At 61.5% G+C, this 8494-nt stretch carries 11 protein-coding genes; 8 read left to right on the top strand and 3 right to left on the bottom strand.

All coding sequences use genetic code 11. The annotated features are described in order from the left end of the window. A partial coding sequence (locus tag GCN74_RS28760) for a hypothetical protein (RefSeq protein ID WP_193317119.1) occupies nt 1–547 on the top strand: 547 nt, incomplete at its 5' end. 142 nt (nt 548–689) lie between these two features. Here GCN74_RS28760 and trmL read toward each other — a convergent pair. Continuing rightward, nucleotides 690–1160, bottom strand: a complete 471-nt coding sequence (trmL, locus tag GCN74_RS16690; RefSeq protein ID WP_152257712.1) for a tRNA (uridine(34)/cytosine(34)/5-carboxymethylaminomethyluridine(34)-2'-O)-methyltransferase TrmL — start codon at nt 1158–1160, stop codon at nt 690–692. 29 nt (nt 1161–1189) lie between these two features. After that, complete coding sequence (locus GCN74_RS16685; RefSeq protein ID WP_152257711.1) at nt 1190–1951, bottom strand: ComF family protein; 762 nt, start codon at nt 1949–1951, stop codon at nt 1190–1192. Between the two features lie 57 nt (nt 1952–2008). On the opposite strand from GCN74_RS16685, the gene GCN74_RS16680 reads away from it, so the two are divergent. The 7 genes from GCN74_RS16680 (at nt 2009) to GCN74_RS16655 (ending at nt 8132) form a co-directional block, all read left to right on the top strand. Beyond that, on the top strand, nt 2009–2932 hold the full coding sequence (locus GCN74_RS16680; RefSeq protein WP_226939083.1) for a methyltransferase domain-containing protein: 924 nt from the start codon (nt 2009–2011) through the stop codon (nt 2930–2932). 477 nt (nt 2933–3409) lie between these two features. Further along, nucleotides 3410–4618: a cytochrome c oxidase subunit II gene (gene coxB / locus GCN74_RS16675; protein WP_152257710.1), complete on the top strand. Its 1209-nt coding sequence runs from the start codon at nt 3410–3412 to the stop codon at nt 4616–4618. A 13-nt stretch (nt 4619–4631) separates the two neighbouring features. Then, on the top strand, nt 4632–6230 hold the full coding sequence (gene ctaD / locus GCN74_RS16670) for a cytochrome c oxidase subunit I (protein WP_152257709.1): 1599 nt from the start codon (nt 4632–4634) through the stop codon (nt 6228–6230). 96 nt (nt 6231–6326) lie between these two features. Next, nucleotides 6327–6446: a cytochrome oxidase small assembly protein gene (locus tag GCN74_RS29325; protein WP_218965284.1), complete on the top strand. Its 120-nt coding sequence runs from the start codon at nt 6327–6329 to the stop codon at nt 6444–6446. Nucleotides 6447–6454: 8 nt separating this feature from the next. Then, nucleotides 6455–7015 carry a cytochrome c oxidase assembly protein gene (locus tag GCN74_RS16665; protein ID WP_264372892.1) on the top strand — a complete coding sequence of 187 codons (561 nt, stop codon included), beginning with the start codon at nt 6455–6457 and terminating at the stop codon, nt 7013–7015. A gap of 9 nt (nt 7016–7024) precedes the next feature. Continuing rightward, nucleotides 7025–7231 carry a DUF2970 domain-containing protein gene (locus GCN74_RS16660; protein WP_152257708.1) on the top strand — a complete coding sequence of 69 codons (207 nt, stop codon included), beginning with the start codon at nt 7025–7027 and terminating at the stop codon, nt 7229–7231. A gap of 40 nt (nt 7232–7271) precedes the next feature. After that, nucleotides 7272–8132: a cytochrome c oxidase subunit 3 gene (locus GCN74_RS16655; protein ID WP_099665459.1), complete on the top strand. Its 861-nt coding sequence runs from the start codon at nt 7272–7274 to the stop codon at nt 8130–8132. A 147-nt stretch (nt 8133–8279) separates the two neighbouring features. On the opposite strand, the gene GCN74_RS16650 is transcribed toward GCN74_RS16655, so the two are convergent. Next, nucleotides 8280–8480 (bottom strand): twin transmembrane helix small protein, encoded by a 201-nt coding sequence (locus tag GCN74_RS16650; protein ID WP_046683386.1) that lies wholly within the window; start codon nt 8478–8480, stop codon nt 8280–8282. Nucleotides 8481–8494: the final 14 nt, after the last annotated feature.

Genomic DNA, 8494 nt, shown 5'->3' with positions numbered 1-8494 from the left:
GGGCGCGCTGGCGGGCGGCAAGAATGGCGCGCTGAAGGGCGCGGCCATCGGCGGCGGCCTGGCGGCGGCCGGCTGCCTGGCCATCAACGTCAATTCGCGCCAGACCAAGACGGCGGCGCAGGCGGACCGCGACTACATCCGCACGCGCGGCGCGCTGCCGCGCGAGCCGCAAGTGGTGTCGTACACGCCGCAGCTGAGCGCGTCGACCGTCAAGCGCGGCCAGCCGTTCAAGGTGAATTCGGTGGTGGAGCTGGTCAACGGCAGCGCGCAGAACGTCAACGACGTGCGCGAAGAGCTGGTGGTGCTCGACCCGCAGGGCCAGCCGTTCAAGTCCGGCTCCAAGGCCCTGGCCAGCAACAACAAGTCGGGCGGGCGCTTTGAAAACTCATTCGAGCTGACCTTGCCGGCCGGCGTGTCGCAGGGTGTGTACGGCGTCAAGACGAATCTGTATGTGAACGGCAAGCTGGCCGCCACGCGCGACCTGCGCACGCAGCTGGTGATGCTGGACGACAATAGCGATGCAGCGCAGCAATTGGCGCAGCGGTAAAGGGAGATTGCAGGAGTATCAACATCTCATCCAGTCGTAGCGAGCGGCGATGATTTGTGGCCGAGAAGCGCAGCGCTACTTTAGTCGCGCGAGCATCGCCGGCCGCAAAGCGCGCCGCGCAGCAGGCTGGGTGAGGTGTCAGCTACGCACCGCCGGCGTAGCCGTGCTGGCGCCAAGCCTCGTAGACGACAACGGCCACCGTATTCGACAGATTCAAGCTGCGGTTGTCGGGGCGCATGGGCAGGCGGATGCGCTGCTCGGCCGGAAAGCCGTCGCGCAGGGCCGGATCCAGGCCTTTTGTTTCGGAGCCGAACACGAATACGTCGCCCGGCAGGAAGGCCACGTCGCCGAACGGGCGCGAGCCGCGCGTGGTCATGGCGAACATGCGGGCCGGGTCGGGCCGGGTGTCGGCCAGGAACGCTTCCCAGTTCTTGTGCACCTTCATGCTGGCGTAATCGTGGTAATCGAGGCCGGCGCGCTTCATCTTGGCATCGTCGAGCGGAAAGCCCAGCGGTTCGACCAGATGCAGCTGCGCGCCCGTGTTGGCGCACAGGCGGATGACGTTGCCCGTGTTGGGCGGGATTTCAGGTTCTACCAAAACAACGTGAAACAAAATGCTCTCCTCATATATGTAGCGAATCTCTAATGCGGCGGCGTGCGCGCCACGGCCAGGATGCTGACCCTGGCCGCTCCCGCGCTCTTGCAGGCGGCGGCCAGCGCGTTGACGGTGTGGCCGCTGCTCATCACGTCGTCGACGATGCCCACATGGCATCCTTGCAATAACACTCCGTATTCCGGCGCGATGGCGAAGGCGCGCGCCAGGTTGGCTTGCCGTTCCTGCGGCGCCACGCCGCTTTGCGCCCGGGTTTCGCGCAGCCGCAGCGCCAAACGGGGTTGCAAGGGCACGTCCAGCAGGCGCGCCAGCGGACGGGCAATTTCCAGCGCCTGGTTAAAGCCCCGCTGAGCCAGGCGGGCCGGACCCAGCGGTACTGGGCACAGCAGTTGCGGCAGGTTCCAGGCCGCTTGTTGCTGAATGGCAACATGCAACAGTTGTGCAAACAGGGGCGCCAGCGCCAGGCGCGCGCCGAATTTCAGCTGCAGCAGCAGCTGGTCGGCGGGCGGCGCATAATCGAACGCCGTGACGGTGGCGTCATACGCGGGCCGCTGGCGCAAACAGCGCCCGCACAGCTGCGCCACGTCGATGCCTGCAAGCGGATTGGCGCACTGGCGGCAGCGGGGCCGTGCCTGTCCTGGCTCCAGGTACTGCGCGCGGCAGGGCGGGCACAGCAGTTCCGGGCAGCCGGCGCCGCACAGCGCGCACTGGGCCGGCAGCAAGGTGGCGCCCAGCCACCGGTACAGCGCCTGCCAGGCGGCATCAAGGCGGGGCTGGGCGGCGGTCCGCATCGCGATGGCGTCGTTCCATGTACACTGCCGACATTATCTCACCTCAGCCGATTCAACATGCCAGTTCCCACCAGTCCGCCCAAAATGAGTGCGCCCATCGATGCGGTGCAAGTACGCGATTTCTTTTCCCGTCCGGCGCGCGTCGCGCCGTCGGACTTCCTGCGCCGCGAAGTATCGCAGCGCATGCACGAACGCCTGGAACTGGTGAAGATCACGCCCTTGCGCGTGCTCGACGCCGGCTGCGGCCCGGGCGCGGACCTGGCGCAGTTGCAAAAGGATTATCCCGCCGCGCAGATTATCGGTCTCGATGCAGCGCAAGCGATGATGCAGGCGGCGCGCACGCCCGCGTCGAAACTGGCGGGCCTGAACCAGTTCCTCAGCAAGCTGCTGCCGGCCAAGACGGGCGTGGATTTATTGTGCGGCGACCTGGGCGACCTGCCGCTGGCGGCCAACAGCGTCGACCTCGTGTGGTCGAACCTGGCGCTGCACTGGCATGCCCAGCCCGACCGCGTGTTTGCCGAATGGCGGCGCGCGCTGCGCCTCGATGGCTTGCTGATGTTTTCCTGTTTCGGCCCCGACACCTTCCGCGAAGTGCGCGACGCCTTTGCCGAAGCGGATCTGTATCCGCACGCCTTGCCCTTTGTCGATATGCACGACTTTGGCGACATGCTGGTGGAGACGGGCTTTTCCACGCCCGTGCTGGACATGGAGATCATCACCGTCACCTACGACACGGCGGAAAAGCTGCTGGCGGACGTGCGCGCGTTCGGCGGCAATCCGCTGACCACGCGCCGGCGCGGCCTGATGGGCAAGGCGGCCTGGCAGCGCATGCTGGACGCGCTGGAAAAAAGGCGCCGTCCGGACGGCAAGCTGGGCCTGAGTTTCGAAGTGATCTATGGCCATGCCTTCCGTCCGGCGCCGCGCGTGACGCGCAATGGCGAAGCCATCATCCGTTTCGACTTGCCGCGAAAACCCAAATAAAAGCCGTATCACAGCGGAAAGAAACCGACACTCGGTCGGCATCCGCGCGTCTCTGCAGCAGCAAGCGTTGCAAAGCGCGCGGCGGCCGGGACGGGCTCGCGCACAAAGCCGATTATTGCTTGATGGATTCAAGTTTACTTGATTATAATCGTTGATTGTTTGTCAGCTTGTTAAGTAGAAAAAACAAGGGCTGCATACAAAATAAAAAAAACAAAGCAAGACTTATTGGAAGTTACTGCATTAGTATAGTAACCATCTTCCACACAAGGCCATTTCAATGTGGGGAAGAAAAACAGGGTTCCAGCATGGTTGCGCGCCGCCGTTTTTTGCTGCGGCAGCCAGCATGGAATTCGCTGGTGCTTGACGCACATGGCCGCATTCCGGCCGTGTTGCTTTCATGGAGGAGCGGCAGCGGTCCAGTACGGAGAAGTCCGCAGCCGTTTAAAATATCATTATTTTTGGGTGGTTGGGGAAAACATGACACATGCAAAGCGACTTCAATCGTTGCTGCTCGGGCTGTCTTTGACAGCGTTTGGCATCGGGCGATGGGCCACGGCGGCACCGGCTGCCGGTACCTATCCCGGCACCGGCGGTCCCGTGCCGTTCGAAATGAATCTGCAACCGCCGGCGACACAGATCGCCCATGAAATCTACGATTTGCACACCTTGATGATGATCATCTGCCTGGTGATCTTCGTGGCTGTGTTCGGCGTCATGTTCTATTCCATCTTCAAGCACCGCAAGTCCCTGGGCCACAAACCGGCCACCTTCCACGAAAGCACCACCGTCGAGATCGCCTGGACCGTCGTGCCTTTCCTGATCGTCATCGGCATGGCCCTGCCTGCCACGCGCACCGTGGTGGGCATGAAGGATACCTCGAACGCCGACATCACCATCAAGGCCACCGGCATGCAGTGGAAATGGGGCTATGACTACCTGAAAGGCGAGGGCGAAGGCATTTCCTTCCTTTCCAACCTGGCCACGCCGCGCTCGCAAGTGGGTGCGCCGGGCATGCCGCCGACGGAAAAACGGGGCGAAAACTACCTGATCGAAGTCGACAACGAAGTCGTGGTGCCCGTCAACAAGAAGATCCGCATGGTACTGACGGCCAACGACGTCATCCACGCCTGGTCCGTGCCCGCCTTTGGCGTGAAGCAGGATGCGATCCCCGGTTTCGTGCGCGACACCTGGTTCAAGTCCGACCATATCGGCACCTTCCGCGGCAATTGCGCCGAACTGTGCGGCAAGGAACACGCGTTCATGCCCATCGTCGTCAAGGTCGTCTCGGCGGATGATTACAAGGCCTGGGTTGATGTAAAACAAAAGGAAATGGCCGCATTGGCTGATGATCCAAGCAAGGTGTGGACCATCGACGAATTGAAGGTCAAGGGCGAGAAAGTGTATGCGACCAACTGCGTGGTCTGCCACCAGGCGACAGGCAAGGGCGTGCCCGGTGCGTTTGCGCCGCTGGACGGCTCGGCCGTGGTGAACGGTCCGAAAGCGGAACAGATTCATGTCTTGCTGAACGGGCAAAAGAGCGGCAAGTTCCCAGCGGAAATGCCTGCCTGGAAACAGCTGTCCGACACGGAAATTGCCGCAGTGATCACTTACACGCGCAATTCCTGGTCGAACAAGGCCGAAGAGAACATCGTTCAACCAGCCGAAGTCGTGGCTGCACGCAAGTAATTAGGAGCCGTACATGAGCACTAGCACTAGCACCTTGGACCACGCCGGTCACGATCACGACCACGCCCACGACCACCCGACGGGCCTGCGCCGCTGGCTGTTTGCCACCAACCATAAAGATATCGGTACCTTGTACCTGTGGTTTTCGTTCATCATGCTGCTGTCGGGCGGCGTGCTGGCCCTGATGATCCGTACGGAACTGTTTCATCCAGGCTTGCAATTTTTTCACCCTGAATTCTTCAACCAGCTGACCACCATGCACGGCCTGGTGATGGTGTTTGGCGCCATCATGCCGGCCTTCGTGGGCTATGCCAACTGGATGATACCGCTGCAGGTGGGCGCTTCCGACATGGCGTTTGCCCGCATGAACAACTTCTCGTTCTGGCTGCTGCCGCCGGCCGCGCTGCTGCTGGCCACGTCCTTCCTCGTGCCGGGCGGCGCCACGGCTGCCGGCTGGACCCTGTACGCGCCGCTGTCGACGCAGATGGGCCCCGGCATGGACATGGCGATTTTCGCCATGCACCTGATGGGCGCCTCCTCCATCATGGGCTCGATCAACATCATCGTCACCATCCTCAACATGCGCGCGCCCGGCATGACCCTGATGAAAATGCCGATGTTCTGCTGGACCTGGCTGATTACCGCGTATCTGTTGATCGCCGTCATGCCCGTGCTGGCCGGCGCCATTACCATGACCCTGACGGACCGTCATTTCGGCACGTCCTTCTTCAATGCGGCAGGTGGCGGCGACCCCGTCATGTACCAGCACATCTTCTGGTTCTTCGGCCATCCCGAGGTCTACATCATGATCTTGCCGGCCTTCGGCATCGTCTCGCAGATCCTGCCCGCGTTTGCCCGCAAGCCGCTGTTCGGCTACGCCTCGATGGTGTACGCCACGGCCTCGATCGCCATCCTGTCGTTCATCGTCTGGGCGCACCACATGTTTACCACCGGCATGCCGGTGACGAGCCAGCTGTTCTTCATGTACGCGACCATGCTGATCGCCGTGCCCACGGGCGTGAAAGTGTTCAACTGGATCGCCACCATGTGGAAGGGCTCGATGACGTTCGAAACGCCGATGCTGTTCTCGGTGGGCTTCATCTTCGTCTTCACCATGGGCGGCTTCACGGGCCTGATCCTGGCCGTGACGCCGATCGACATCCAGCTGCAGGATACCTATTATGTGGTGGCGCACTTCCACTACGTGCTGGTGGCCGGTTCGCTGTTTGCCCTGTTCGCCGGCTTCTACTACTGGTCGCCGAAATGGACGGGCCATATGTACAACGAGACGCGCGGCAAGATCCACTTCTGGCTGTCCCTGATCACGTTCAACGTGACCTTCTTCCCGATGCACTTCCTGGGCCTGGCCGGCATGCCGCGCCGCTACGCCGACTATCCGGCGCAGTTCACGGATTTCAACATGATCGCTTCGATCGGCGGCTTCGGCTTCGGCCTGATGCAGGTGTATTTCCTGTTCTTCGTGGTCTTGCCGACCATCCGCGGCGGCAAGGCTGCCCCGGCGAAGCCATGGGAAGGCGCGGAAGGCCTGGAATGGACCGTGCCGAGCCCGGCGCCTTTCCACACGTTTGAAACGCCGCCGACCGTCAAGTAGTCATCGTCAAGCAGTCATCGTCAAGTAGTAATCCGCAAGTAATGCCAGTGTCACGGGCCGGCGCCGCTGCCGGCCCCTTTGAATAGAGTGCCTGCCATGACCGAAGTGAAAACTGAGCGCAAGAAACCGAACAATCTGCGGACGGGGCTGATACTGGGGGCCCTGGCCGCCTTCTTCTTCCTGTCCGTGTTCGCCAAGCGGCTGTGGCTGTCGTGACGACGCCCGTGCAACAGGAAACACGCGGCCTGAACCGCAAGATGCTGGGCAAGCTGATCGTCATTGCCATCCTGATGTTTGGCTTTGGCTATGCCCTGATTCCCGTCTACAAGCAGATTTGCGAAGTGATGGGCATCAACGTGCTGACGCAAAAAGATGGCACGGTGGCCTACGACAACAATACGCAGGTCGACACGACGCGCAGCATCACCGTCGAGTTCGACGGCAATGCGCAGGGGCCATGGCGCTTCCGCCCCACCGTGTCGAGCATGCAGGTGCATCCGGGCGAGCTGGTGACCGTCATGTATGAAGTGGTCAACACGCAGAACCGCGTCGTCAATGCGCAAGCCATCCCCAGTTACGCGCCGCAGAGCGCCACGCCGCATTTCAAGAAGGTCGAGTGCTTCTGCTTCAAGCAGCAGACCTTGAAACCGAAGGAAGCGCGGCAGATGCCGGTGGTGTTCTTCCTCGATCCGGCCCTGCCGAAAGAGGTGAAAACCATCACCCTGTCGTACACGTTTTTCGAGATTGCCGGTCTGAGCCAGGCTCAGACGCCGGCCGTCCAATAGGAGAGTGCCATGGGCGAACCCAAGCAGCCTGAAAAAGCGTCGTTCCTGTATTCGCTGCGGGCCGTCGTCTGGTCGTTTACGGGCCTGCGCCGCAAGAGCGATTTCGACACGGATTCGGCCAAGCTCAATCCCGTGCACATCGTCATCGCCGGCTTCCTGGCGGTGGCTTGCCTGATCGGCATCCTGATTTCGATAGTTAAATTCGTCGTTTTATAAATTATAAAAAACCACCCTATAAGTTCTTGAGGAGATGATGATGAGTTCCAACCACGCCGCCGTACCCTATTACTTCGTGCCCGGCCCGTCGCGCTGGCCCATGCTGGGCGGCGCCAGCCTGCTGCTGACGATGATCGGCGCCTCGGCCTGGGTCAACGACGTCTCCTGGGGCCCGTACGTCAACTACCTGGGCATCGCTGGCATCCTGCTGGTGCTGTATTTCTGGTTCGGCGACGCCATCAGCGAATCGGAGCAGGGCCTGTACAGCGAACGCATCGACCACTCCTTCCGCTGGAGCATGAGCTGGTTCATCTTTTCGGAAGTCATGTTCTTCGCCGCCTTCTTCGGCGCCCTGTTCTATGCGCGCAGCATTTCCATGCCATGGCTGGCCGACCTCGACCACAAGGTGATCTGGCCCGATTTTGCCGCCCACTGGGGCAATACGGGCCCGGCCGGCACGGTGCAGGAATTTACCACCATGACGCCGTTCTGGATTCCGACGATCAATACGGCCCTGCTGCTGACGTCGGGCGTCACCCTGACCATCTCGCACCACGCGCTGCGCGCCGGCCACCGCGCCATGACGGCCCTGTTCCTGTTCGCCACCATCGTGCTGGGCGCCATCTTCATGGGCTTCCAGGTCTACGAATACATCCACGCCTACAGCGAACTGAATTTGAAATTGACGTCCGGCATCTACGGCGCCACCTTCTTCATGCTGACGGGCTTCCACGGCTTCCACGTGACCCTGGGCGCCATCATGCTGTCCGTCATCCTGTACCGCGTGCTGAAAGGCCACTTCACGCCCGAGCACCACTTCGGCTTCGAAGGCGCCGCCTGGTACTGGCACTTTGTCGACGTCGTCTGGCTGGGCCTGTACGTGGTCGTGTATTGGTTATAATGGCGGGGCAGGGCGCGCGCCGTTGACGCGTGCGTCCGCACCATAAAAAAAGCCGTACCGGGACATCCTGGGTACGGCTTTTTTTCTGAGGAATGGATTTTTGCCATAGAGGCAAGAGAATGCTGACCCCGGTCCTTGCGTTTGGGTTTAGTGTATTCCCGTCGGCTGGATGTAGCCGAGATGATGCGCCAGCAGGATCAGCAGGAACAGGGTGATCGACAAGCCCACGCGCAGGGCCAGCGCCTGCACGGTGCGGTTGCTCTTGCCCTTGTCGCGCATCAGGAAGAACAGGGCCGAGCCCAGGCTGCCCAGGATCAGGATGAAGGCAATGGCAACGAGGATTTTCATGGATGGTAGCGCCA

This window comes from Janthinobacterium sp. FT14W, from assembly GCF_009208755.1.
Classification (GTDB): domain Bacteria; phylum Pseudomonadota; class Gammaproteobacteria; order Burkholderiales; family Burkholderiaceae_D; genus Janthinobacterium; species Janthinobacterium violaceinigrum.
The sequence above is the reverse complement of the archived record's forward strand: the minus strand, read 5'-3'. Positions and strand labels throughout refer to the sequence as shown.

What these genes read in the sequence shown, in the direction of transcription:
- GCN74_RS16685 (WP_152257711.1), bottom strand. Translation starts at nt 1,951, where the DNA reads ATGCGGACCGCCGCCCAGCCCCGCCTTGATGCCGCCTGGCAGGCGCTG.
- coxB (WP_152257710.1), top strand. Translation starts at nt 3,410, where the DNA reads ATGACACATGCAAAGCGACTTCAATCGTTGCTGCTCGGGCTGTCTTTG.
- GCN74_RS16680 (WP_226939083.1), top strand. Translation starts at nt 2,009, where the DNA reads ATGCCAGTTCCCACCAGTCCGCCCAAAATGAGTGCGCCCATCGATGCG.
- GCN74_RS16650 (WP_046683386.1), bottom strand. Translation starts at nt 8,480, where the DNA reads ATGAAAATCCTCGTTGCCATTGCCTTCATCCTGATCCTGGGCAGCCTG.
- ctaD (WP_152257709.1), top strand. Translation starts at nt 4,632, where the DNA reads ATGAGCACTAGCACTAGCACCTTGGACCACGCCGGTCACGATCACGAC.
- GCN74_RS16655 (WP_099665459.1), top strand. Translation starts at nt 7,272, where the DNA reads ATGAGTTCCAACCACGCCGCCGTACCCTATTACTTCGTGCCCGGCCCG.
- GCN74_RS16660 (WP_152257708.1), top strand. Translation starts at nt 7,025, where the DNA reads ATGGGCGAACCCAAGCAGCCTGAAAAAGCGTCGTTCCTGTATTCGCTG.
- GCN74_RS29325 (WP_218965284.1), top strand. Translation starts at nt 6,327, where the DNA reads ATGACCGAAGTGAAAACTGAGCGCAAGAAACCGAACAATCTGCGGACG.